General features: G+C 60.3%; 24 protein-coding genes and 1 pseudogene. 16 read left to right on the top strand and 9 right to left on the bottom strand.

Annotated features, from left to right (window positions below; translation table 11 throughout):
* The first annotated feature begins 73 nt into the window (after positions 1-73).
* Entirely contained in the window at positions 74-757 is a 684-nt protein-coding gene (locus AB8B31_RS21955; protein ID WP_018244199.1) for a L,D-transpeptidase, read from the top strand.
* A gap of 77 nt (positions 758-834) precedes the next feature.
* On the opposite strand, the gene AB8B31_RS21950 is transcribed toward AB8B31_RS21955, so the two are convergent.
* The 6 genes and pseudogenes from AB8B31_RS21950 to hslV all read right to left on the bottom strand — a co-directional run bounded on the left by AB8B31_RS21950 (position 835) and on the right by hslV (position 7,643).
* The gene (locus AB8B31_RS21950; RefSeq protein WP_131605762.1) at positions 835-3,006 is read right to left on the bottom strand and encodes a malate synthase G; all 2,172 of its coding nucleotides are present in this window, start codon (positions 3,004-3,006) and stop codon (positions 835-837) included.
* 85 nt (positions 3,007-3,091) lie between these two features.
* Complete coding sequence (locus AB8B31_RS21945) at positions 3,092-4,504, bottom strand: cytochrome P450 (protein ID WP_112905611.1); 1,413 nt, start codon at positions 4,502-4,504, stop codon at positions 3,092-3,094.
* A gap of 47 nt (positions 4,505-4,551) precedes the next feature.
* On the bottom strand, positions 4,552-5,499 hold the full coding sequence (locus AB8B31_RS21940; RefSeq protein WP_131605761.1) for a DUF1402 family protein: 948 nt from the start codon (positions 5,497-5,499) through the stop codon (positions 4,552-4,554).
* Between the two features lie 189 nt (positions 5,500-5,688).
* Entirely contained in the window at positions 5,689-6,996 is a 1,308-nt protein-coding gene (gene hslU, locus AB8B31_RS21935) for an ATP-dependent protease ATPase subunit HslU (RefSeq protein WP_011649875.1), read from the bottom strand.
* A pseudogene (locus AB8B31_RS21930) lies at positions 6,993-7,085 on the bottom strand (GNAT family N-acetyltransferase); the annotation flags it as partial. The pseudogene AB8B31_RS21930 and the gene hslU, both read right to left, overlap by 4 nt.
* A 30-nt stretch (positions 7,086-7,115) precedes the next feature.
* Positions 7,116-7,643, bottom strand: coding sequence for an ATP-dependent protease subunit HslV (gene hslV / locus AB8B31_RS21925; RefSeq protein ID WP_018244195.1), 528 nt, complete (start codon positions 7,641-7,643; stop codon positions 7,116-7,118).
* Between the two features lie 290 nt (positions 7,644-7,933).
* On the opposite strand from hslV, the gene hisB reads away from it, so the two are divergent.
* The 9 genes from hisB to coaA all read left to right on the top strand — a co-directional run bounded on the left by hisB (position 7,934) and on the right by coaA (position 13,434).
* The gene (gene hisB / locus AB8B31_RS21920; protein WP_018448434.1) at positions 7,934-8,542 is read left to right on the top strand and encodes an imidazoleglycerol-phosphate dehydratase HisB; all 609 of its coding nucleotides are present in this window, start codon (positions 7,934-7,936) and stop codon (positions 8,540-8,542) included.
* A 22-nt stretch (positions 8,543-8,564) separates the two neighbouring features.
* Positions 8,565-9,050 (top strand): DUF2628 domain-containing protein, encoded by a 486-nt coding sequence (locus AB8B31_RS21915; RefSeq protein WP_131605760.1) that lies wholly within the window; start codon positions 8,565-8,567, stop codon positions 9,048-9,050.
* A 2-nt stretch (positions 9,051-9,052) separates the two neighbouring features.
* Complete coding sequence (gene hisH, locus AB8B31_RS21910; protein WP_018244193.1) at positions 9,053-9,703, top strand: imidazole glycerol phosphate synthase subunit HisH; 651 nt, start codon at positions 9,053-9,055, stop codon at positions 9,701-9,703.
* A 120-nt stretch (positions 9,704-9,823) separates the two neighbouring features.
* Positions 9,824-10,006 (top strand): hypothetical protein, encoded by a 183-nt coding sequence (locus AB8B31_RS21905; RefSeq protein ID WP_018244192.1) that lies wholly within the window; start codon positions 9,824-9,826, stop codon positions 10,004-10,006.
* Positions 10,003-10,560, top strand: coding sequence for a hypothetical protein (locus AB8B31_RS21900; RefSeq protein ID WP_018244191.1), 558 nt, complete (start codon positions 10,003-10,005; stop codon positions 10,558-10,560). The genes AB8B31_RS21905 and AB8B31_RS21900 overlap by 4 nt, the downstream gene beginning before the upstream one ends.
* A gap of 6 nt (positions 10,561-10,566) precedes the next feature.
* Entirely contained in the window at positions 10,567-11,313 is a 747-nt protein-coding gene (gene hisA, locus AB8B31_RS21895) for a 1-(5-phosphoribosyl)-5-[(5-phosphoribosylamino)methylideneamino]imidazole-4-carboxamide isomerase (RefSeq protein ID WP_131605759.1), read from the top strand.
* Complete coding sequence (hisF, locus tag AB8B31_RS21890) at positions 11,313-12,101, top strand: imidazole glycerol phosphate synthase subunit HisF (RefSeq protein ID WP_011649867.1); 789 nt, start codon at positions 11,313-11,315, stop codon at positions 12,099-12,101. The genes hisA and hisF overlap by 1 nt, the downstream gene beginning before the upstream one ends.
* A 17-nt stretch (positions 12,102-12,118) precedes the next feature.
* Positions 12,119-12,442, top strand: a complete 324-nt coding sequence (locus AB8B31_RS21885) for a phosphoribosyl-ATP diphosphatase (RefSeq protein WP_017995608.1) — start codon at positions 12,119-12,121, stop codon at positions 12,440-12,442.
* The gene (coaA, locus tag AB8B31_RS21880) at positions 12,439-13,434 is read left to right on the top strand and encodes a type I pantothenate kinase (RefSeq protein ID WP_018244189.1); all 996 of its coding nucleotides are present in this window, start codon (positions 12,439-12,441) and stop codon (positions 13,432-13,434) included. Before AB8B31_RS21885 ends, coaA begins: the two co-directional genes overlap by 4 nt.
* 13 nt (positions 13,435-13,447) lie before the next feature.
* On the opposite strand, the gene AB8B31_RS21875 is transcribed toward coaA, so the two are convergent.
* The 3 genes from AB8B31_RS21875 to AB8B31_RS21865 form a co-directional block, all read right to left on the bottom strand.
* Positions 13,448-14,059: an alpha-ketoglutarate-dependent dioxygenase AlkB gene (locus AB8B31_RS21875; protein WP_130653345.1), complete on the bottom strand. Its 612-nt coding sequence runs from the start codon at positions 14,057-14,059 to the stop codon at positions 13,448-13,450.
* A gap of 1 nt (position 14,060) precedes the next feature.
* On the bottom strand, positions 14,061-14,498 hold the full coding sequence (gene arfB / locus AB8B31_RS21870; protein ID WP_018244187.1) for an alternative ribosome rescue aminoacyl-tRNA hydrolase ArfB: 438 nt from the start codon (positions 14,496-14,498) through the stop codon (positions 14,061-14,063).
* A 207-nt stretch (positions 14,499-14,705) separates the two neighbouring features.
* Positions 14,706-16,316, bottom strand: a complete 1,611-nt coding sequence (locus AB8B31_RS21865; RefSeq protein ID WP_018244186.1) for a phosphoenolpyruvate carboxykinase — start codon at positions 16,314-16,316, stop codon at positions 14,706-14,708.
* A 340-nt stretch (positions 16,317-16,656) separates the two neighbouring features.
* Between AB8B31_RS21865 and AB8B31_RS21860 the strand changes: the two genes are divergently transcribed.
* From AB8B31_RS21860 to ahcY, 6 genes are all read left to right on the top strand, one after another.
* Entirely contained in the window at positions 16,657-17,391 is a 735-nt protein-coding gene (locus AB8B31_RS21860; protein ID WP_003544146.1) for a response regulator transcription factor, read from the top strand.
* Positions 17,392-17,522: 131 nt separating this feature from the next.
* Positions 17,523-19,313 (top strand): sensor histidine kinase, encoded by a 1,791-nt coding sequence (locus AB8B31_RS21855; RefSeq protein ID WP_018244185.1) that lies wholly within the window; start codon positions 17,523-17,525, stop codon positions 19,311-19,313.
* Positions 19,310-19,762 (top strand): HPr kinase/phosphorylase, encoded by a 453-nt coding sequence (locus AB8B31_RS21850; protein ID WP_018448427.1) that lies wholly within the window; start codon positions 19,310-19,312, stop codon positions 19,760-19,762. Before AB8B31_RS21855 ends, AB8B31_RS21850 begins: the two co-directional genes overlap by 4 nt.
* 150 nt (positions 19,763-19,912) lie before the next feature.
* The gene (locus AB8B31_RS21845; protein WP_003544139.1) at positions 19,913-20,314 is read left to right on the top strand and encodes a PTS sugar transporter subunit IIA; all 402 of its coding nucleotides are present in this window, start codon (positions 19,913-19,915) and stop codon (positions 20,312-20,314) included.
* A gap of 9 nt (positions 20,315-20,323) precedes the next feature.
* On the top strand, positions 20,324-20,599 hold the full coding sequence (locus AB8B31_RS21840) for an HPr family phosphocarrier protein (protein WP_003544133.1): 276 nt from the start codon (positions 20,324-20,326) through the stop codon (positions 20,597-20,599).
* Between the two features lie 155 nt (positions 20,600-20,754).
* Complete coding sequence (gene ahcY / locus AB8B31_RS21835) at positions 20,755-22,155, top strand: adenosylhomocysteinase (protein ID WP_011649859.1); 1,401 nt, start codon at positions 20,755-20,757, stop codon at positions 22,153-22,155.
* Positions 22,156-22,342 lie beyond the last annotated feature (187 nt).

Genomic DNA, 22,342 nt, shown 5'->3' with positions numbered 1-22,342 from the left:
TAATCGAAAATAAACCATAATCAACGATGGTCGAAAGACCGTTCTCCTTGCCCCAAAACTTCAAGAGTCATCCATGCGCATCTGCAATGCATTCCCTGTATTTGGCCTGCTGGCGACGCTCGCTCTGGCCGGTTGCTCCACGACATCAGACAGCGCATCCGTCGACGACAAGGGCGCAGGCCCAACGGTGCAGACAGCACAGATCTTCAATGACGCCTACGGCGTGACGAAGGATGCCGGATACTCCCTGCCGGCGATCCCGATTGATAGGGTCAAGCCGCAGTTCCGCCGCCAGGTCGTCAGCTACGAGACCACCGAGCGCCCCGGTACGATTATTGTCAACACGCGCGAGCGCTTCCTCTATTACATCCTGGCCAACGGCAAGGCGATGCGCTACGGCATCGGCGTCGGCAAGCAGGGCTTCGCATGGGCCGGCACCGCCTACGTCGCCTGGAAGCAGGAATGGCCGAACTGGCACCCGCCAAAGGAGATGGCCGTCCGCCGGCCTGATCTCGCCAAGTACGTCGAAGACGGCATGGGCCCGGGCCTCACCAATCCTCTCGGCGCACGCGCCATGTATCTCTTCAACGAAGACGGCAAGGACACGCTCTTCCGCCTGCACGGCACGCCGGAATGGGCCTCGATTGGCACCGCCGCTTCCTCGGGCTGCATTCGCCTGATGAACCAGGATGTCATCGACCTGTACAGCCGCGTCCGTCCCGGCAAGGGCACGTCCAAGGTCGTCGTCATCCAGTAAGCTAATTGCCGAATTCGGTATAAAAAAGGCCGCCGGACTGTCGTACCGGCGGCCTTTTCGCATCCTCCCTCACGCCATCAGGCGGCCTGTTTCGCCTTGAGCTCGAGGCGACGGCGGTGAAGCACCGGCTCGGTGTAACCGTTCGGCTGTTCCCTACCCTTCAGGACGAGATCGAGGGCGGCCTGGAAGGCAATCGAATCGTCGAAATTGCCGGCCATCGGCTGATAGGCGATATCCGACGCATTCTGCCCGTCGACGACGGCGGCCATGCGTTTCATGGTCTCGACGATCTGAGCTTCGGTGACGACCTTGTGATGCAACCAGTTCGCCATGTGTTGGGCCGAAATGCGCAGCGTCGCGCGATCTTCCATCAGGCCGACATTGCTGATGTCGGGCACCTTCGAGCAGCCGACACCCTGATCGACCCAGCGCACGACGTAGCCAAGGATGCCTTGGGCATTGTTATCGAGCTCGCGCTGGATTTCCTCCGGCGTCCAGTTCGGCCGCACCGCAACCGGCACGGAGAGAATGTCGGAGAGCTTGGCGCGAGCGCGGTCCTTCAGTCCCTGTTGAACACGGGCGACATTGACCCGGTGATAATGGGTGGCATGCAGGGTTGCGGCCGTCGGCGACGGCACCCAGGCGGTGTTGGCGCCAGCCTTCGGGTGGGCGATCTTCTGTTCGAGCATCGCTGCCATCAGATCGGGCATCGCCCACATACCCTTGCCGATCTGGGCGTGGCCGGAAAGACCGCATTCGAGGCCGATGTCGACGTTCCAGTTCTCATAAGCGGAAATCCAGGCCGCCTGACGCATGTCGCCCTTGCGAATCATCGGACCGGCTTCCATCGAGGTGTGGATCTCGTCACCGGTCCGATCGAGGAAGCCGGTATTGATGAAGACGACGCGCTCGCGGGCAGAGCGGATGCATTCCTTGAGGTTGACGGTCGTGCGGCGTTCCTCATCCATGATGCCCATCTTGATGGCATTGCGCGGCAGGCCAAGCGCATCTTCGACCCGCGAGAAGATTTCGACGGCGAAGGCGACCTCTTCGGGCCCATGCATCTTCGGCTTGACCACATACATGGAGCCGGTGCGGGAATTCTTCGTCCGGCCGGCCGGGCCAATATCATAAAGCGCGATCAAGCCGGTGATCACAGCATCCATGATGCCTTCAGGCACTTCGTTGCCGTAGCGGTCGAGGATCGCCGGATTGGTCATGAGGTGGCCGACATTGCGCACCAGCATCAGCGAGCGGCGATGCACCTCGAAGGAGGTGCCGTCCGGACCGGCATATTGCAGATCCGGGTTGAGCTTGCGGATGAAGCTTGTTCCGCCCTTTGCCACCTCTTCCTGCAGGTCGCCTTTCATCAGACCGAGCCAGTTGCGATAGACGACGACCTTGTCCTCGGCATCGACAGCGGCGATCGAATCCTCGCAGTCCATGATTGTCGTGATTGCCGACTCCAGCCAGACATCGGAAATATCGGCCGGATCGGCTTTTCCGATCGTCGTCGTCGCATCGATGACGATTTCGATGTGAATACCATTGTTCTTCAGAAGAATATGCGTGGGAGCGGCGGCGTCACCACGATAGCCGGCAAAATGTTTGTCGTCCGTCAGCATTGCCTGCTCGCCATCGATCGATCTGACGGCCAACGCTCCATCCTTGACGGCGAAGCTTCCTACATCCTTCCAGCGGCAGTCCTGCAACGGCACTGATGTATCGAGGAAATCGCGCACCCAGGCGATGACCTTCTCGCCGCGTTTCGGATTGTAGATCTTGCCCTTCTCGGCGCCGTCGCTCTCGGGAATCGCGTCCGTGCCGTAGAGCGCATCGTAGAGCGAGCCCCAGCGGGCATTGGCGGCGTTCAGAGCATAGCGGGCGTTCATGACGGGAACGACGAGCTGCGGGCCGGCGATCGAGGCGATCTCCGGATCGACATTTTGGGTCGAAACCTGGAAGTCCGAGCCTTCCGGCAGGAGATAGCCGATTTCGCGGAGGAAGGACTGGTAGTCGTCCATATCCGCCGGGGCGCCATGCCGGCGATACCACTCGTCGATCTTCACCTGCAGGTCGTCGCGTTTTGCCAGCAGCGCACGATTTTTCGGGGCGAGATCGTGGACGATCGCCGAAAAATCGGCAAAGAACTTGTCTGCATCGACCGCCAGACTCTGCAGCACCTCCTTGACGAGGAAATCATGAAGGACGGTTTCGATGGCAAGACCGTTCTTATCAACGCGGCTCATGCGACATTCTCCCTGGCAACGACTTTGAATGCTGCCACTTTGCCCGGCTTTCATTCACAGTCAATTCTGCAATAATTCGAAAGATTTATGCCTTCGTGGAAATTATGCGCGGTGTCACGCGCATCGGCAGGCCATTCTGCGGCTGCGTCGTCAGCTTCTGCACCGGCCAGGGGTTGGTCTGATCGGTGGAATCGAAACGATAGCGATGCATCAGGACGGCAAGGGCGATCACCGCCTCCTGAAGTGCAAATGTTGCACCGATGCAGACACGCGGACCGGCGCCGAAAGGCAGGAACTGGAAACGGCCGATCGAGCCGCGATTTTCCGGCAGGAAGCGTTCGGGCATATAGGCACGTGGCCTGTCCCAATGAAGTTCGTGGCGATGCAACGTCCAGGGCATGATCAGCACCGTGACACCGGCCTCGATCTCGACCCGCTCGCCCTTGGGGCTTGTCCAGGAATCATTCGATATGGCGGCGCGATTGATGGATGGCGCCGGCGGATAGAGGCGCAAAGCCTCCTCAAAGGCGGCGCGCGTCTGCGGCATCATATCCAGCCATTCCACGGGTTCAGCCCCGGTGGCGAGCACCGCGTCGATTTCTTCTTCCATCGCTTCGCGGATATGCGGGCTGTTTGATACGCAATACAGCGTCCAGGCCAATGCCCGGGCTGTGGTCTCATGCCCGGCGCCGATGAAGGTCAGAATATTGTCTTCGATCTCCTCCTTCGTCAGCCCCTCAGGGCCGGCCTGTTCCAGGAGCAGGGTCAGGAAATCCTCGGGCGCGGTGCTGCGATTCGCCTTCATCTTTGCGAGCCGCATATCCATCGTGTTGCGCACGATGGCGCGGAATTTCTCCAGCACTTTCTGACCGCCGATGCGTGTCACACGTGGAACCCAAGACGGAGCGCGCATCAGATCCATCGGATCGACGCGGCCCATGCGATGCAGGAGTTCATTGACATCGTCGGCGAAATGGCCGCTCGAGGTGACGATTTCACCGGAGAACAACGTATCGGCGAGAATCGCGAAGGTCAGCTCGGTCATGTCGGTGCTGATATCGAAAATTGCGCCTGCCTCGTCTGCACTCTCATATTTACGGACATAGTCTTCGGACTGGCGCAGCATCTGCCCGGCGAAGCCTTGGGCGTGGCGAGGCGTGAAGACAGGCGCCACCGCCTTGCGCGATCTTTTCCAGACCGAACCTTCGGCGGTCAGAAGGCCGTCGCGGAGGATCGGACGCAGGACGAGTTGGCGCACATCCGACATGCGGTAATTATTGGCATTGTCGACCAGCACATGTTTGATAAGGCCGGGATCGTTGACGATCAGCGTCCGCTGCCCGAAGAAATTGGTACGGATCCAGGGAAGCGTGTAGGACGGCTCGCCCCAGAGTTCGAGCGGATTGCGCAGGATGATGCGAATGATTTCCAGCCGGCTCGGCGGCACGGTACGCGGCAGCGGTGCTGGCGGAACGAAGGGGTCCGGACGCATGTCCATCGTAAAAGCCTTTCGGGGAAGATCTAAGCTTCCCGGCAAGCTTGAAGCTAGGGCAGGCCCTTAAGTTCGTCCAGCTTGTCGTTGATCAGCCAGCCGTAATAATTCTCTTCCGGCCAGACGGTCGTACCGGCGCCCCGGTTCTTCGCAGCAAGTGCTGCGGCGCGCTGGCGCGAATTGCCGACATTATAAAGCGTCGCCGTCAGGCCGGGATTGCCCGAGATATCCATGCCGGCGATCTCCTTGTAGTCGTCGATCGACCTGCGGATCGAAGCCGCGACGAAGGCGAGCGAGATATCGGGATCCATGATTGCCTTGTAGACGGCGCCGGCATCCTTCTCATTCAGCTTCGGATAACCCGACACGCGGGTCACGAGATCGGAGAGCATCAGTGCCGTCAGCGGATTGACCTGGCCGAGGCCGAAGGTCTGGCCGGCGTAGAAAGGCTGGAAGAAGACCGCGCTGAAGCGGTTGTTGGGGAAACTCTTGCCGCCTACCGTCTTGCCGCGGAAATCGCTTTCCCACACATCTTCGCGGCAGGACCAGAGCGTGTAGGAATCGCTCTTGCCCTTGCATTCGGAAAATTGCGGCCGCGCCACGAATTCGTCGACGCTTTCGCCGTCATAGGCGAAGCGGAAGCTTTCTCCGGCATAGGAGGCCGCCTTGACATAATAGGCCTGCAGCCGGTCATAGGCGTCGACATTATAGGTGTGCTCGCCGACGATCGCGCCGACGACATGGATGGGATTGATGCCGTAGGCGCTGGAGATCTTCCGGATCTTGCCCATCAACTCGCGATCGGTCGCCAGAAGTTCATGAACCTTTTCGTATTTCAGATCGAAGCTGCTCTTGGTGCCCTTGGTGCGCCTGATGGAAGCGCCCGGAATATCGGGCTGCTCAGCGTGACGATTGCCCGCCGGCACCGTCTGCATCGCGAAGGCAGGCGCCGAATTCACCAGGGCAACGGCAATCATAAGGCTTGTCAAAAGGCGTCGCACGATCCGTTATCCCGTCCGTTCCATCGTCCTGTTTGCGATGCGGCTGCCTGGACCAGAATCTTGGCCGAATAAAGCCGGAGCAGAAAACAAGACGGGCCTTCACTAGAAAGTAAAAGGCCCGCTGTCGAGAGTCGAGTTCGTCACAATCCGGCATTCATACCGGGAAAGACATGAACCGGTGCGCCGATATCACAGAATGAAGCGCGACAAATCCGTGTTCTGTGCGAGATCGCCGACATGCTCGCGCACATAGGCGGCATCGATCGTCACGGCCGTCCCGCCCCGATCCGGCGCGTTATAGGAAATATCGTCGAGCACCCGCTCCATGACCGTCTGCAGACGGCGTGCGCCGATGTTTTCGACGGAAGAGTTAAGATGCACGGCGACATCGGCAAGCGCGTCGATCGCGTCGTCGGTGAATTCGAGGCTCAGGCTTTCGGTTTCCATCAGTGCGCGGTACTGACGGATAAGGCTCGCTTCCGTCTCGGTCAGGATTCGACGGAAATCATCCTTGTTCAGCGGACGCAATTCGACACGGATCGGCAGGCGGCCTTGCAGCTCCGGCAAAAGATCCGAGGGCTTGGAGACATGGAAGGCGCCGGAGGCGATGAAGAGGATGTGGTCTGTCTTCACCGGTCCGTACTTGGTCGAAACCGTCGTGCCTTCAACGAGCGGCAAGAGGTCGCGCTGGACGCCTTCGCGCGAAACGCCGGCGCCCATGCCACCGTCGCGGGCGGCGATCTTGTCGATTTCGTCGAGGAAGACGATGCCGTCATTCTCGGTGGAGCGAACGGCTTCGCGCTGGATCACTTCGTTGTCGATCAACTTGTCGGATTCGTCGCGGATCAGGTCGCTGTAGGAGGCCTTGACTGTGGTGCGGACCTTCTTGGTGCGGCCGCCCATCGCCTTGCCGAACATTTCCGACAGGTTCAGCACGCCGATATTGGCGCCCGGCATGCCAGGAATTTCAAAGCCACCCATGCCGGAACCGGCATCGGCCACCTCGATATCGATTTCCTTGTCGTCGAGCTCGCCATCTCTCAGCTTCTTGCGGAAGTTTTCGCGGGTGGCGGGCGAAGCGGTGGTGCCGACCAGCGCATCGAGAACACGCTCCTCGGCGCTCACATGCGCCTTGGCCTGCACCTCGGCCCGCTTCTTCTCGCGCACCAGACCGATGCCGACCTCGACCAGATCGCGGATGATCTGCTCAACATCGCGGCCAACATAGCCGACTTCGGTGAACTTGGTGGCTTCCACCTTGATGAAGGGTGCTCCGGCAAGTTTTGCCAGGCGGCGGGAGATCTCGGTCTTGCCGACACCGGTCGGGCCGATCATCAGGATGTTCTTCGGCATGACTTCATCGCGCAGGCTCGGGTCGAGCTGCTGGCGGCGCCAGCGGTTGCGCAGCGCAATTGCGACGGCGCGTTTGGCATCATGCTGGCCGATGATGTAGCGGTCGAGTTCGGAAACGATCTCGCGGGGGGAAAAGGTCGTCATTGGGTGTTATTCTCCTGGCGGTCCAGGGCCATTAGCAGCGCCCGGCCGTAATTCGTCGTTGTTTCGCCAAGTCCTCGAAGGCCTGTTCGTCTAGGCCAAGCGGCCGGAAGGCATGGGGTTCAGCCTTCAACATCCAAGGATTCCACCACGATATTGTGGTTCGTGTAGACGCAGATGTCGGCTGCGATATCGAGGGCGCGGCGAGCAATCTCTTCGGCCGATTTGTCAGTATCCATAAGCGCACGGGCGGCGGCCAAGGCAAAATTGCCGCCCGAACCGATCGCCGTCGTGCCATGCTCAGGCTCCAGGACGTCGCCGTTGCCGGTGATCGCCAGCGTGATCGACTTGTCGGCGACGAGCATCATGGCTTCGAGATTACGCAGGTATTTGTCGGTGCGCCAGTCCTTGGCGAGCTCGACGGCGGCACGCATCAATTGACCGGGATATTGCTCAAGCTTCTTTTCGAGCCTTTCGAGCAGTGTAAAGGCATCGGCAGTGGCGCCGGCGAAACCGGCGACGACTTCGCCCTTGCCGATACGGCGCACCTTGCGGGCATTGCCCTTCATGACGGTCTGGCCGAGGCTCACCTGGCCGTCGCCCGCCATCACTACCTTGCCGCCTTTTCGAACTGTAATGATTGTTGTCATAAAACACCTGTCCGCCCATGACGCGGGCCGTTACGCTAGAGCATGATGCCGAAAAGTGTGAAGCGGTTTTCGGACGACATCATGCTCTATTTCTTCAATTTAGATCCGGATTCAGATCTTAGGCCGAAGAGCCTGAGATCATCCGGATCTAAGCCGTACACCGGCCTTGTTGAGCCCTATGTAAGTGGGCCGAGGCAGATTGCAAATGGGCCGGCTTTTCTCTTGCCCGGCTTCTGGATATTTCCCGATGCGCCTGATAAGGAACGGCCTTATTCCCGATGGAGGGCCATATGGCCGAGACCGCAGCAAGCCGCACGGGCAGCGTTTCCCGCAGGACCAACGAAACCTCGATTTCCGTTTCCGTCAATCTCGACGGCACCGGCAAATCGACGATTTCGACGGGCGTTGGCTTCTTCGACCATATGCTCGACCAGCTTTCGCGACACTCCCTCATCGACATGGAGATCGATGCCAAGGGCGACCTGCATATCGACGACCACCATACGGTCGAAGATACGGGCATCGCCATCGGCCAGGCGATCTCCAAGGCGCTCGGCGACCGGCGCGGCATCACCCGCTACGCCTCGATCGATCTCGCCATGGACGAGACGATGACCAAGGCTGCTGTCGATCTTTCCGGTCGGCCGTTCCTCGTCTGGAATGTCGCCTTCAGCGCGCCGAAGATCGGCACTTTCGACACCGAACTCGTTCGCGAATTCTTCCATGCGCTCGCCCAGAATGCCGGCATCACCTTGCATATTCTCAACCATTATGGTGCCAACAACCACCATATTGCCGAGACATGCTTCAAGGCCGTTGCCCGCGCATTGCGCACGGCGACAGAGATCGATCCGAGACAGGCGGGCCGTGTTCCCTCGACCAAGGGCACGCTCGTCTGAGCCCTTAGAGGGAGCGGCGACAATGACATCCAGCTATATCTTCCTGACACCGCCCGGCAGCACGAGCGCCACGGCCGACGAGACGCGAACCATCCGCGACGGCTTCACGCTGCTCGGCTTCCTGTTTCCATGGGCTTGGCTGCTGGCGCATCGGCTTTGGCTGCACGCCGCCGCCGCCTTTCTGCTGCAGGGGATTGGTGGTGCGCTGATGGACGAACCGGGCCTCGGGCCGGCGGGAGCGGCAATCCTCCTGGGCGTGAATATGCTGGCCGGTCTCGAGGGCCAGAATTTCCGTGTCCGCAAGCTTGCCGCCAAGGGATGGAACGAAGACGCACTCATTGCAGCCGATACGATCGGCATTGCAGAGCAGATCTATTTCTCGGACAGGGCTGTAATCGCGGATAGCGACGACGCCGCGGCACCGGACTGGCAGAACAGGGCCCGTCCGAACAGCCCGCGCGGCCACGGCACATCGCTTGGTCTCTTTGGTTTTGATGGAGGACGCTGACGATGCGCGTCGCGATTATCGACTATGGCTCCGGTAACCTGCGTTCGGCGACCAAGGCTTTCGAGCGTGCCGCCCGCGAAGCGGGCATCGATGCCCATATCGATCTTACCGACCGGGCGGAGGATGTTGCCGCGGCCGATCGTATCGTGCTTCCCGGTGTCGGCGCCTATGCCGATTGCCGGCGCGGCCTCGATGCCGTGCCTGGGATGGCCGAGGTGTTGATCGAGGCTGTCGAGAAGAAGGCGCGGCCGTTCTTCGGCATTTGCGTCGGCATGCAGCTCATGTCCTCGCGCGGCCTTGAGAAAACCGTGACGCACGGCTTTAACTGGATTCCCGGTGACGTCGTCGAGATGACGCCTGACGATCCCGCGCTGAAGATCCCGCAGATCGGCTGGAACACGCTCGACCTGAAGCGCGAACATCCGCTCTTCGAGGGAATTCCGACAGGGTCGCAGGGGCTACATGCTTATTTCGTGCATTCCTACCATCTTGCTGCCGAAAACGCCGAGGATGTCATTGCGACGGCCGACTATGGCGGTCCGATGACCGCTTTCGTCGGGCGCGACAACATGGTCGGAGCACAGTTTCACCCCGAAAAGAGCCAGAAGCTCGGCCTGGCCCTGATCGGCAATTTCCTGCGCTGGAACCCATAGTTCACGCAATTCCGGACGCAAAATCGCTGCGCAGTTTTGCTGGAATTGCTCCAAGGGCTGGCTTTTAATACAGCCGCCTTATTTCCTCTGTATGGAAACGGCGGAACAGGAGCGCACTCGATGCCGGCTTCACGGAAATCAGGCAAGGTGTTCTACACGTTGCGGCCCTCCAGGGAAGGCTTGCCTGCCTTTTCTGATATCAAGCTTCCCGGCGGCACGATCATCCGCCGTGTCGACGAAGCCATCCACAGACAAGCGCTTTCCAATGCAGCCAAGGCGCTGAAAGAAAGGCTGGACCGATGATCCATGAATCGTTCCCCGCAAACGACAGTGCGAGCCGGCGGCAAAATGGGGTCAGCGCCAGCGACATCGCCGAGGCCGTGCTGGAATTTTATATCGAAGGTGAGGACGATCTGATCGGCCTGCTCGCCTACGCACTCTACGAGCGTCAAAAGCGCGATTTCGTTCTCAGCCATCGCAAGCGAAATGCCGGCCGTTCGCCCGATGAGGCCGAACTTGCCGCCGTCAACAGCAATTATCTCTCGACCGACCTGCGCAATACGCTGCGCGACCGCGCCTCGCAGATCCTTTCGAGTTATGCCGAAACCTATGTCGAGGCGATGGAGCCGCAGATCCGGCTCACTGCCGTCAACAACGATGCGCTGCGCCAGGTGCGAAACATCGAGAAATCGATCAAGAGGCGCCTGGGCTTCTGGCGTCAGGTCCGGGCCGGCTTTGCCGTCATCCTGCTGCTTCTTCTGCTTTTCGGCGCGGCTACCATTGCCGCTGTCTTTTTCCGCTCGGATATCGTAGATGCGTGGAATGCGCTGATGGTACCGACCACTCTACGGACGTAAGACGACATGATCCTTTTTCCCGCGATCGACCTGAAAGGCGGCCAATGCGTCCGCCTGAAGCTCGGCGACATGCAGCAGGCGACGGTCTACAACACCGATCCGGCCGCCCAGGCGAGATCCTTCGAAGATCAGGGTTTCGAATGGCTGCATGTGGTCGATCTCGACGGCGCCTTCGCGGGACATTCGGCCAATGGCGATGCCGTCGAAGCGATCCTCAAGGCAACTGAAAATCCGGTGCAGCTCGGCGGCGGCATTCGCACGCTCGATCATATCGAGGCCTGGCTGTCGCGCGGGCTGCGACGCGTCATTCTCGGCACCGTGGCGGTCAGAAATCCGGCGCTGGTCATCGAGGCCTGCCGGAAATTTCCTGGTCATGTCGCCGTTGGCATCGATGCCAAGGGGGGCAAGGTGGCCGTCGAGGGTTGGGCGGAGGCCTCCGAACTCGGTATCATCGAGCTCGCCAGAAAATTCGAGGGGGCCGGCGTCGCCGCGATCATCTACACCGATATCGACCGTGACGGCATCCTGGCCGGCATCAACTGGACCTCGACGCTGGAACTTGCCGGCGCGGTTTCCATTCCCGTCATCGCCTCGGGCGGCCTTGCCTCTCTCGACGATGTCAGGCGCATGCTGGAGCCCGATGCGCGAAAGCTGGAAGGGGCGATTTCCGGCCGTGCGCTTTATGATGGCCGTATCGACCCCAAGGAAGCGCTGGCGCTGATCAAGGCGGCCCGGACCAAGGAGACCGCGTAATGACCCTCAAGGCCCGTGTCATCCCCTGCCTCGACGTCAAGGACGGCCGCGTCGTCAAGGGCGTCAACTTCCTCAACCTCGTTGATGCCGGCGATCCCGTCGAAGCCGCGAAGGCCTATGATGCGGCCGGTGCCGACGAACTCTGTTTCCTCGACATCACCGCTTCCTCGGACAATCGCGAGACGATCTTCGATGTCGTGTCGCGCACGGCCGACCAATGCTTCATGCCGCTGACGGTCGGCGGCGGGGTGCGTACTATCGCCGATATCCGCAAGCTGCTGCTGTGCGGTGCCGACAAGGTCTCGATCAATTCGGCGGCCGTCAGCAATCCCGACTTTGTCACTGAGGCGGCCGACAAGTTCGGCGACCAGTGCATCGTCGTCTCGATCGACGCCAAGCGCCGGCGCACCCAGGCGGTCGGCGGCGACAATCTCAGCGCCTGGGAAATCTATACCCATGGCGGCCGCAACGCGACCGGCATCGATGCCGTCGAATTCGCCCAGAAGATGGTGGCGCGCGGCGCCGGCGAGCTGCTGGTCACCTCGATGGACCGCGACGGCACCAAGGTCGGCTACGATCTGGAACTGACGCGGGCGATCGCCGATGCGGTGCGTGTGCCTGTCATCGCCTCCGGCGGCGTCGGCGATCTCGACGATCTCGTCGCCGGGGTAAAGGAGGGCCATGCCAATGCCGTCCTCGCCGCGTCGATCTTCCACTTCGGCACCTATTCCGTCAGCGAGGCAAAGCACTATATGTCGAAGTGCGGCATCGACATGCGTCTCGACTGAACCTTGAAAGCGGACCTATGAGCGGATTTTCCCTTTCCGATCTCGAGAGCATCGTCGAAGAGCGATCGAAAGCCTCGCCGGAGCAATCCTGGACCGCCAAGCTCGTGGCCGCCGGCCAGCCGAAAGCGGCAAAGAAGCTCGGCGAAGAAGCGATCGAAGCCGTGATGGCGGCGGTGACGGGCGACCGCGACAATCTGACCTATGAGGCTGCGGATGTGCTCTATCACCTATTGGTCGTATTGAAGATTGCTGAAATACCGTTAGAGAATGTCATGGCCGAGCTCGAGCGCAGAACCGCGCAGTCCGGCCTCAAGGAAAAGGCCAGCCGGCAGAGTTCATGAGTATCGCGACTGAGATTATCGGGGTGCCGGAAACGTTGGATCACTTCCAGTCGGAATCCTATTCCCCCTACCACTTCTTCTCTTCCGAACAATGGGCGAAATTCCGCGCCGACACGCCGTTGACGCTGACGAGCGACGAGGTCAAACGGCTGCGTTCGATGGGCGATCCGATCGATCTCGACGAGGTCCGGCGCATCTATCTGTCGCTGTCACGGCTGCTGTCGGCGCATGTCGAATCCTCGCAGATGCTGTTCGAACAGCGCAACCGCTTCCTCAGCCTGTCCGATGTGACGAAGACGCCCTTCGTCATCGGCATCGCCGGCTCGGTCGCTGTGGGAAAATCGACCACCGCCCGCATCCTCAAGGAGCTTCTGGGGCGCTGGCCCTCCAGTCCGAAGGTCGATCTCGTCACCACCGACGGCTTCCTTCATCCGAACGCCGTGCTGCAGCGGGAAAAGCTGATGCAGCGCAAGGGCTTTCCGGAAAGCTACGACACGGCTGCGATCCTGCGCTTCCTCTCGGCCATCAAGGCCGGACAGCCGGATGTGAAGGCGCCCAGCTATTCGCACCTCGTCTACGACGTGCTGCCGGACGAATACAAGATCGTCGACCGGCCCGACATCCTGATCTTCGAGGGCATCAACGTGCTGCAGTCGCGCGACCTGCCTGCCGGCGGCAGAATTGTGCCGATGGTCTCCGACTTCTTCGACTTCTCGATCTATATCGATGCCGCGGAAGACGAGATCCACAACTGGTATGTCACGCGCTTCATGCGGCTGCGCGAGACCGCCTTCCGCGATCCGAATTCCTATTTCCATCGCTATGCCTCGATCAGCGACGCGGAAGCGCTCGAAATCGCCGAGGATCTCTGGGCAAACATCAACCTGAAAAACTTGCGCCAGAACATTCTGCCGACGCGTCCGCGCGCCGATCTCATCCTGAAAAAGGGCAAGGATCACCTGATCGAACAGGTCGCGCTGCGAAAACTATAGCGACGTCTCTATTTCAGGGATTGACGCAGCGCAGCGTCAGATTGATGCGGCCGCCATTCTTCAGCAGCGTCGAAGTCGCCGGATGGATACGGTCGACGCCGTGGAAACAAAGCCTCCCCTCGCCGCCCAGCACCACCAGATCACCGCTTGAAAGTTTGAAAGACAGCGTAGGATCATTGCGGCTGAGGCCGCCGACACGAAAGAGGCAGCTGTTGCCGAGCGAGATCGAGACGACCGGGGCCTTGAGATCCTGTTCGTCCTTGTCCTGATGCAGGCCCATGCGGGCTTCGTCGGAGTAGAAATTGACGAGGCAGGCTTCCGGCAGCTTGTCGCAACCCGAAACGTCATTCCAGATATCGAGCAATTGCTGCGGCATATCAGGCCAGGGCCTGCCGGTTGCCGGATGCGTCGGCTGGTAGCGATAGCCGCGCTCCTTGTCCGTCACCCAACCGAGCGGCCCGCAATTGGTCATGCGCACCGACATCGGCTTACCGGTGCCGGGCATGACGGGCACGTAAAGCGGCGCTTCGGCGACGATGGTGCGGATCACCTCGACCAATGCCTCCTGACGCGCGCGGTCGAGATAGCCGGGGAGATGGCGGATGCCGTTCAAGAGCGCGACCATGTCATTCACTACCGCCGGGGCGGCCGCGCATTTTCTTGACTTCCGAGCGGCCGGATTTTTCTTTCAGGCGGCGTTCGACCGAACCCTTGGTCGGCTTGGTCTTCTTGCGAGGCGGCGGTGGCGGCTTGGCGGCCTCCAGGATCAGCTCCTTTAGCCGGTCGCGCGCATCCTCGCGGTTGCGATCCTGGCTGCGAAACCGGCTCGCCTCGATCATCAGCACGCCGTCCTTCGACAAGCGCCGGCCGGCCAGCTTGATCGCATTGGTTTTGACACGATCATTCAGGGACGGCGAATTCGGGATGTTGAAGAACAGCTGGACCGCGGTCGAGACCTTGTTGACATTCTGCCCGCCGGGGCCGCCCGCCAGAACGAACTGTTCCGTCAGCTCCCATCCCGCGATGGTGATCCTGTCATCGATATAGAGCGCGTCGCTGGCCATGCGGCGTTCTATCTCACATCAATGGCGAATTGAAAATATCGGCCATGATCAAGAAAAACCCGGCAATCCCGCGATGCCGGGTTTCACGTGAGTCAGAGACTGGGGCATTCCGTTCTTTTTGGAAGTACGGAATGCTCTAGCTTTTTGTTTTCACGCAATTCCGGACGCAAAACCGCTGCGCACTTTTGCTGGAATTGCTTGTTCGCCTTATTCGGCGGCAACCTTCACGCCGGGGGCGGCATCGCGAACACCGCCGTCGACATGATTTTCAAACTTGGCGAAGTTCGCAATGAACATCGAGACCAGCTTTTCGGCCTGCGCGTCATAGGCTGCCTTGTCGGCCCAGGTCGAGCGCGGATCGAGAATGCTGCTGTCGACGCCGTCGACGGAGACGGGCACGGCGAAGCCGAAGTTCGTGTCAGCACGGAATTCGGCCTGTCCAAGTTCGCCGGTCAGGGCGGCGGCGAGAAGTGCGCGCGTCGCCTTGATCGGCATACGCTTGCCGGTGCCGTAGGCGCCGCCGGTCCAGCCGGTATTGACGAGCCAGCATTGGACACCATGACGGCTGATCAGCTCCTTGAGCAGATTGCCATATTCGGCCGGATGCCGCGGCATGAAGGGTGCGCCAAAGCAGGTGGAGAAGGTCGCTTCCGGTTCGACGACACCCTTTTCCGTGCCGGCCACCTTGGCGGTGTAGCCGGAGAGGAAGTGATACATCGCCTGGTCAGGCGTCAAGCGGGCGATCGGTGGCATGACGCCAAAGGCATCGGCGGTCAGCATGATGATCGTCTTCGGATGCCCGGCGCGGCCCGTTTCCGAAGCGTTCGGGATGAAGTCCATCGGATAGGCGCAACGGGTGTTTTCGGTCAGCGACCCGTCGTTGAAATCCGGCTCGCGGCTTTCGTTCAGCACGACGTTTTCCAGCACGGTGCCGAAGCGCTGCGTCGTCGCATAGATTTCCGGCTCGGCTTCAGCCGAGAGGCGGATCGTCTTGGCGTAGCAGCCGCCTTCGAAGTTGAAGATGCCGTTTTCGCTCCAGCCGTGTTCGTCATCGCCGATCAGCGTCCGTGCCGGATCGGCCGAAAGCGTCGTCTTGCCGGTGCCGGAAAGGCCGAAGAAGACCGCCGCGTCACCGTCCGGACCGACATTGGCCGAGCAGTGCATCGGCATCACGCCCTTGGCCGGCAGCAGGTAGTTGAGCACGGTGAAGACCGATTTCTTCATTTCGCCGGCATAGGACGTGCCGCCGATCAGGACGAGACCATTGGTGAGATCGCAGGCGATCACCGTTTCCGAACGGCAGCCGTGGCGAGCCGGATCGGCCTTGAAGCTCGGCAGATCGATGATCGTCAGCTTCGGGACGAAGCTGGACAGCGCTGCGGTGTCGGGGCGGATCAGCAGATTGCGAATGAACAGCGAATGCCAGGCGAACTCGGTCACGACGCGGGTCGGCAGGGCATGGCCTTCCTCGGCGCCGCCGACGAGGTCCTGGACGAAAAGCTCCTTGCCCGCGGCATGCGCCAGCATATCGTCGCGCAACAAGGCGAAATGTTCCGGCGAGATCGGCTTGTTGTTGTCCCACCAGATTTCGCCATCGGTATTGATGTCGCGAACGACGAACTTGTCGCGCGGCGAACGGCCCGTGTGCTGGCCGGTGATAGCCCGCAGCGCGCCCTGAGCGGTCAGTTCGGCTTCGCCCCGGCGGATCGCTTCTTCATAGAGCGCGGCGGCGGAAAAGTTGTAACGAACGCTGGCTGCGCCGCCCAATCCCACCGTTGCCAGCTCTATTGCCGGGTTATGAACTCCGAACATTTCCATGGCTAGTTCCCTTCGCTCAGGCTCGTTGCCGTTAAAACTGAGCACGAAAATACGGGCAGAAATTTTAAAACACAAGATGGAAAACTTGAGAAAATGCAGTGATATCAAATAATTAATCGATTTAAATTTATACCCTCAATTTTAAATCGTTTGAAAAGTCTGCGTTTAACTATTTTGATATGCCACCTGAGATTGCTTTGCGAATTTTACGACAATCCTCCCCCTTTATCTTTGCCACAATTTGTTCCACCTTTATCCTCCATAAGCGCATCCGGTCATTGAGACCGCCTGGGGAGAGCAAAATCCGGGAGATTGCGCACTGATGACGGAGACCAACACCATGCCGACAATCGCGCTCGTTGATGACGACCGCAACATCCTCACCTCGGTGTCGATCGCGCTGGAGGCCGAAGGATACAAGGTCGAGACTTATACGGACGGTGCCTCGGCGCTCGACGGCCTTCTGGCACGACCGCCGCAGCTGGCGATCTTCGACATCAAGATGCCGCGCATGGATGGCATGGAACTGCTGCGCCGCCTGCGGCAGAAGTCGGATATTCCCGTCATCTTCCTCACCTCCAAGGACGAGGAGATCGATGAACTCTTCGGTCTGAAGATGGGCGCCGACGATTTCATCACCAAGCCTTTTTCGCAGCGTCTGCTGGTGGAGCGCGTGCGCGCCGTCCTGCGCCGCGCATCAAGCCGTGAAGCCGCCGCCGCCGGCACCAGCCCCACCGGCGCGCCGAAGACCGGCGCGGTGCAGCAGGCCCGCTCGCTGGAGCGCGGTCAGCTGGTCATGGACCAGGAACGCCACACCTGCACCTGGAAGGGCGAGGCGGTGACGCTGACGGTGACCGAATTCCTGATCCTGCATTCGCTGGCGCAGCGCCCCGGCGTCGTCAAAAGCCGCGACGCGCTGATGGACGCGGCCTATGACGAACAGGTCTATGTCGACGACCGAACCATCGACAGCCACATCAAGCGGCTGCGCAAGAAATTCAAGATGGTCGACACCGACTTTGATATGATTGAAACACTTTACGGAGTGGGATACCGCTTCCGCGAAGCAGCCTGAGCCCAAGCGGCGCAGCAGCAGTCAAAATGTTACAGCGTCCTTTGCGCGTCTGAAAAGACGCGCGGCGCTGTAGGAAATATTAAGGGCTGCGGGCCGGTTCATCCGGCCCCGCCCTTCGAAAGGGCCTGTCATTGGCACAGTTGGTGCAGGAAAGGGATCTCGACGATGCGGAGGGCGTAAGCACCCGTCGCGTCCGAGGCCGGCGTTGGTCGCATCCCTTCACCCTGATCCGCCGCATCTTCGGCAATGCGGTCTTTTCGAGCCTGACGCGGCGCATCCTGTTCTTCAATCTTGCCGCACTGCTGGTGCTCGTCGGCGGCATTCTCTACCTCAATCAGTTCCGCGAGGGGCTGATCGACGCCCGCGTCGAGAGCCTGCTGACGCAGGGCGAGATCATTGCCGGCGCCGTTTCGGCCTCCGCTTCGGTCGATACCAACTCGATCACCATCGATCCGCAGAAACTGCTCGAGCTGCAGGCCGGCCAGAGCATCACCCCGGTGCCGAATGACGAGGATCTCGAATTCCCGATCGATCCCGAGAAGGTCGCGCCCGTCCTGCGCCGGCTGATTTCTCCGACGCGCACGCGCGCCCGCATCTTCGATGCCGACGCCAATCTGCTGCTCGATTCGCGCCATCTCTATTCGCGCGGCCAGGTGCTGCGCTTCGACCTGCCGCCTGTTGAAGAGGAGAAACAGACCTGGAGCGAGTGGTTCGCCACCCTGTTCAACAAGGCGCTGCAGCCCGGCAATCTGCCGCTCTATAAGGAAGCGCCGGGCGGCGACGGCTCGATTTATCCCGAGGTGATGAATGCGCTCACCGGCGTGCGCGGCGCGGTCGTGCGCACCACCGAGAAAGGCGAGCTCATCGTTTCCGTCGCCGTGCCGATCCAGCGTTTCCGTGCCGTGCTCGGCGTTTTGCTGCTGTCGACGCAGGCGGGCGACATCGACAATATCGTCCATGCCGAGCGGCTTGCCATCATGCGCGTCTTCGGCGTCGCGACTCTCGTCAACGTGCTGCTTTCGCTGGTGCTTTCATCGACGATCGCCAATCCGCTGCGCCGTCTTTCGGCGGCCGCCATCCGTGTGCGCCGGGGGGCCAAGGCACGCGAGGAGATCCCCGACTTCTCCGCCCGCCAGGACGAAATCGGCAACCTTTCCATCGCGTTGCGCGAGATGACGACGGCGCTCTACGACCGCATCGATGCGATCGAGAGTTTCGCGGCCGATGTCAGCCACGAGCTCAAGAATCCGCTGACCTCGCTGCGCAGCGCTGTGGAAACGCTGCCGCTTGCCCGATCCGACGATTCCAAGAAGCGGCTGATGGACGTCATCCAGCACGATGTCCGCCGCCTCGACCGGCTGATCAGCGATATCTCAGACGCCTCCCGTCTCGATGCCGAACTCGCACGCGTCGATGCCGGCTCCGTCGATATGGAAGTGCTGCTGCGTGACCTCATCGAGGTTTCGCGCCAGGTCAGGAGCAGCAAGAAGCAGGTGGAGATCGAATATGCGATCGAGCGCAAGCCGAACATCAAGACGCGCTTCGTCGTCAATGGCCACGATCTGCGCATCGGCCAGATCATCGCCAACCTGATCGAGAATGCCCGCTCTTTCGTGCCGGAAAAGGGCGGCAAGATTACCGTGCGGCTGGTGCGGACGCGTTCGCGCTGCGTCACCACTATCGAAGACAACGGCCCCGGCATCCAGGCGGAAAATATCGACCGTATCTTCGAGCGCTTCTATACGGACCGGCCGGAATCGGAAGGCTTCGGCCAGAATTCAGGTCTCGGCCTTTCGATCAGCCGGCAAATTGCCGAAGCGCATGGCGGTTCGCTGAGAGCTGAAAACATCACCGATGCCGAAGGCGGGCATGTGCTCGGCGCGCGCTTCATCCTCTCTTTGCCAGTCGGCACCGCGGCATGACCGAGGCAGCTTTCAACATCCATGCGACGGCGATCGTGGTCGGCAAGACGGGATTGCTGTTCAGCGGGCCTTCCGGCTGGGGCAAATCGATGCTGGCCTTCACCTGCATGACGGAGGCGCGCCGCCTCGGACTGTTCACGGCGCTGGTCGCCGACGACCAAGTTCTTCTCTCAGGAGAGGCCGGCGCGGTGATTGCCGCGTGCCCGCCGTCGATCACCGGGCTGATGGAGCTTCGTGGCACCGGTATCGTTCATCAGGAGCATATTCCCAGGGCGGCCATGCATTATGCCGTGCTCCCGGGCAGTGCCACCGGCGAAAACCGGGTGCCTCCCGAGGGCGAAATGGTGAGCCTTGCCGCCGGTTTGTCGCTTCCCGCATTGCGGTTGCTCGCGGGCGTTTCCTCACCCCTTGCGATCCTGATGGCAAAAGTGCCGGATATCGGGCGCTAGGGCCTTCCGGATTGGTCAATCTGCCTTATATAGTCGCATTTTTATCTTGCACTTCGGCTTTTCATAGCCAAGATGTGCCCCCACCGGTGGACGTAATTGCTGCATTGCGATATTGGGTCCACCGTTTGCGTCTATGGGAGCAGTAATATCATGATCGGACTTGTGCTTGTCACTCATGGCAAGCTGGCTGAAGAGTTTCGTCATGCTGTCGAGCACGTCGTCGGTCCTCAGAAATTTATCGAGACGGTCTGTATTGGCCCCGAAGACGACATGGACCAGAGACGGCAGGATATTCTGGAAGCCGTTTCCGGTGCCGATGATGGCCATGGCGTCGTCATCCTGACCGACATGTTCGGCGGCACGCCGTCCAATCTTGCCATATCAGTCATGAGCAGCGGCCATACCGAAGTCATTGCCGGCGTCAACCTGCCGATGTTGATCAAGCTTGCCGGCGTGCGCGGCGAGAACAACATGGAGAAGGCGTTGGTGGAGGCTTCCGAAGCCGGGCGGAAATATATCAATGTCGCAAGCCGTGTGCTCAGCGGAAAATAACGAGCCTTCATGACATCGCTCTCCCGGGAACTCCTCATTATCAACAAGCGCGGTCTTCACGCGCGCGCTTCCGCCAAATTCGTGCAGATGGTCGAGACCTTCGATGCCGCCATTACCGTTTCCAAGGACGGGATGACGGTCGGTGGCACCTCCATCATGGGGCTGATGATGCTTGCGGCAAGCCCCGGCTCGAGCGTCGTCGTCTCGGCGAGCGGCAGCCAGGCCGAGGAAGCGCTGGAGGCGCTGGACCAGCTGATCCAGAATAGGTTCGGCGAAGAAATGTGAGCGCCGGCGAGCTCATATAAACATATAAAGACTTCTTTATATCCTTATTGCCATCCCGGGCGAAGCCTGCTAAACGGCGGACATGCCGTGCGCTTGCACGCGGTCATCTTCGCGCCTGCGCCAATTTTGAGACGTTTTTCAGCCTGGAGGCCTCTATGAGCACTGAAAAAGATTATGTCGTCGCCGATATCGGGCTTGCGGATTTCGGCCGCAAGGAAATTACGATCGCCGAAACGGAAATGCCGGGGCTGATGTCCTGCCGCACCGAATTCGGCCAGACTAAGCCGCTGAAGGGCGCGCGCATCACCGGCTCGCTGCACATGACTATCCAGACGGCCGTGCTCATCGAAACGCTGGTCGCGCTCGGCGCCGAAGTCCGCTGGGCCTCGTGCAACATCTTCTCGACGCAGGATCATGCCGCTGCCGCGATCGCCGCTTCCGGCGTGCCTGTCTTCGCCATCAAGGGCGAGTCGCTTGAGGATTACTGGGTCTATACCGACAAGATCTTCCAGTGGGCCGATGGCGGCCTTTCCAACATGATCCTCGATGACGGCGGCGATGCCACCATGTACATCCTGCTTGGCGCCCGCGCAGAAGCCGGCGAGGACGTGCTGTCTCATCCGCATTCCGAAGAAGAGGAAATCCTCTTCGCACAGATCAAGAAACGCCTTGCCGCTTCCCCGGGTTGGTTCACCAAGCAGCGCGACGCGATCAAGGGCGTCACCGAGGAAACGACGACCGGCGTCAACCGTCTTTACCAGCTCAGCCAGAAGGGCCTGTTGCCCTTCCCGGCGATCAACGTCAACGACTCGGTTACCAAGTCGAAGTTCGACAACAAGTATGGCTGCAAGGAATCGCTGGTCGACGGCATCCGCCGCGGCACCGACGTCATGATGGCCGGCAAGGTTGCCGTCGTTTGCGGATATGGCGACGTCGGCAAGGGTTCTGCCGCTTCGCTCTCCGGTGCCGGCGCCCGCGTCAAGGTGACCGAAGCCGATCCGATCTGCGCATTGCAGGCTGCGATGGACGGTTATGAAGTCGTTCTGCTCGAGGACGTCGTTTCCTCGGCCGATATCTTCATCACCACCACCGGCAACAAGGACGTCATCCGCATCGATCATATGCGGGCGATGAAGGATATGGCCATCGTCGGCAATATCGGTCACTTCGACAACGAAATCGAAGTCGCTGCATTGCGCAATCTCAAGTGGACCAACGTCAAGCCACAGGTCGACCTGATCGAATTCCCCAAGGGCAACCGCATCATCCTTCTTTCCGAAGGCCGTCTGCTCAACCTCGGCAACGCCACCGGCCATCCGTCCTTCGTGATGTCGGCTTCGTTTACCAACCAGACGCTGGCGCAAATCGAGCTCTTCACCAAGCCCGACCAGTATTCCAACCAGGTCTATATCCTGCCGAAGCATCTCGATGAAAAGGTCGCACGCCTGCATCTCGACAAGCTCGGCGTGAAGCTGACTGAGCTTTCTGAGGAGCAGGCTGCCTATATCGGCGTCTCGCCGAAGGGGCCGTTCAAGTCTGACCACTACAGATATTGATCTGATCGTTAATATCCACAAGATGTAGAAGCCGCGGCATTGACAAATGTCGCGGCTTATTTTTTGGACGCTCCCTTCCCGCCGATTCCCTTCCGAAGTATTGTTTTAAGACTTGATTCGTGGCGCCGGACTCTGTCCGACCGCTGCGAAAATGGGATGTCTTGTCGTAATGCGGCACATTGAAGGA

It is taken from the genome of Rhizobium sp. 62_C5_N11_2 (assembly GCF_051811185.1).
GTDB lineage: Bacteria > Pseudomonadota > Alphaproteobacteria > Rhizobiales > Rhizobiaceae > Rhizobium > Rhizobium leguminosarum.
Note: the sequence above shows the minus strand (reverse complement) of the source record. Positions and strands in the feature narration are given on the sequence as shown.

Excerpts from the sequence above, each read along its gene's own strand:
- AB8B31_RS21955 (WP_018244199.1), top strand. The coding sequence starts at position 74 with ATGCGCATCTGCAATGCATTCCCTGTATTTGGCCTGCTGGCGACGCTC.
- AB8B31_RS21950 (WP_131605762.1), bottom strand. The coding sequence starts at position 3,006 with ATGAGCCGCGTTGATAAGAACGGTCTTGCCATCGAAACCGTCCTTCAT.
- AB8B31_RS21945 (WP_112905611.1), bottom strand. The coding sequence starts at position 4,504 with ATGGACATGCGTCCGGACCCCTTCGTTCCGCCAGCACCGCTGCCGCGT.
- hslU (WP_011649875.1), bottom strand. The coding sequence starts at position 6,996 with ATGACGACCTTTTCCCCCCGCGAGATCGTTTCCGAACTCGACCGCTAC.
- hslV (WP_018244195.1), bottom strand. The coding sequence starts at position 7,643 with ATGACAACAATCATTACAGTTCGAAAAGGCGGCAAGGTAGTGATGGCG.
- hisB (WP_018448434.1), top strand. The coding sequence starts at position 7,934 with ATGGCCGAGACCGCAGCAAGCCGCACGGGCAGCGTTTCCCGCAGGACC.
- AB8B31_RS21915 (WP_131605760.1), top strand. The coding sequence starts at position 8,565 with ATGACATCCAGCTATATCTTCCTGACACCGCCCGGCAGCACGAGCGCC.
- hisH (WP_018244193.1), top strand. The coding sequence starts at position 9,053 with ATGCGCGTCGCGATTATCGACTATGGCTCCGGTAACCTGCGTTCGGCG.
- AB8B31_RS21905 (WP_018244192.1), top strand. The coding sequence starts at position 9,824 with ATGCCGGCTTCACGGAAATCAGGCAAGGTGTTCTACACGTTGCGGCCC.
- AB8B31_RS21900 (WP_018244191.1), top strand. The coding sequence starts at position 10,003 with ATGATCCATGAATCGTTCCCCGCAAACGACAGTGCGAGCCGGCGGCAA.
- hisA (WP_131605759.1), top strand. The coding sequence starts at position 10,567 with ATGATCCTTTTTCCCGCGATCGACCTGAAAGGCGGCCAATGCGTCCGC.
- hisF (WP_011649867.1), top strand. The coding sequence starts at position 11,313 with ATGACCCTCAAGGCCCGTGTCATCCCCTGCCTCGACGTCAAGGACGGC.
- AB8B31_RS21885 (WP_017995608.1), top strand. The coding sequence starts at position 12,119 with ATGAGCGGATTTTCCCTTTCCGATCTCGAGAGCATCGTCGAAGAGCGA.
- coaA (WP_018244189.1), top strand. The coding sequence starts at position 12,439 with ATGAGTATCGCGACTGAGATTATCGGGGTGCCGGAAACGTTGGATCAC.
- AB8B31_RS21875 (WP_130653345.1), bottom strand. The coding sequence starts at position 14,059 with ATGGTCGCGCTCTTGAACGGCATCCGCCATCTCCCCGGCTATCTCGAC.
- arfB (WP_018244187.1), bottom strand. The coding sequence starts at position 14,498 with ATGGCCAGCGACGCGCTCTATATCGATGACAGGATCACCATCGCGGGA.
- AB8B31_RS21865 (WP_018244186.1), bottom strand. The coding sequence starts at position 16,316 with ATGGAAATGTTCGGAGTTCATAACCCGGCAATAGAGCTGGCAACGGTG.
- AB8B31_RS21860 (WP_003544146.1), top strand. The coding sequence starts at position 16,657 with ATGCCGACAATCGCGCTCGTTGATGACGACCGCAACATCCTCACCTCG.
- AB8B31_RS21850 (WP_018448427.1), top strand. The coding sequence starts at position 19,310 with ATGACCGAGGCAGCTTTCAACATCCATGCGACGGCGATCGTGGTCGGC.
- AB8B31_RS21845 (WP_003544139.1), top strand. The coding sequence starts at position 19,913 with ATGATCGGACTTGTGCTTGTCACTCATGGCAAGCTGGCTGAAGAGTTT.
- AB8B31_RS21840 (WP_003544133.1), top strand. The coding sequence starts at position 20,324 with ATGACATCGCTCTCCCGGGAACTCCTCATTATCAACAAGCGCGGTCTT.
- ahcY (WP_011649859.1), top strand. The coding sequence starts at position 20,755 with ATGAGCACTGAAAAAGATTATGTCGTCGCCGATATCGGGCTTGCGGAT.